The 294-nt window shown below is 75.9% G+C and carries 1 protein-coding gene; it reads right to left on the bottom strand.

Annotated features, from left to right (window positions below; translation table 11 throughout):
• Nucleotides 1–294: hypothetical protein (locus GV792_RS28810; protein ID WP_175584925.1), on the bottom strand; the 294-nt coding region annotated here is incomplete at both ends.

Below are 294 nucleotides of genomic sequence, written 5' to 3'. Positions count from 1 at the left end.
GCTTCGTCCGCGGCGTTCTCCGCAGCGGCAACGGCAGCAGCGGCTTCGAAAGCGGCGGTCTCGGCCGCGGCCTCGGCGACGACGGCGTCGGCGACCGCGGTCTCGGCGGCGGTGGTCTGCGCAATGGCCTCGGCGGCAGCGGCGGGATCGGATTCCGCGGCGGCCACGGCAGCGGCGGTCTCGGTGGCGGCCTTCGCGACGACCGCATCTGCGGCGGCCGTTTCGGCTACTGCCTTGGCCGCGGCGGCCTTGGCGGTGGCGGCGTCGACGGCCGATACCGCGTCAGCGGTGTTC

This window comes from Nocardia cyriacigeorgica (assembly GCF_010868145.1).
Taxonomy (GTDB): Bacteria; Actinomycetota; Actinomycetes; order Mycobacteriales; family Mycobacteriaceae; genus Nocardia; species Nocardia cyriacigeorgica_D.
The sequence above is the reverse complement of the archived record's forward strand: the minus strand, read 5'-3'. Positions and strand labels throughout refer to the sequence as shown.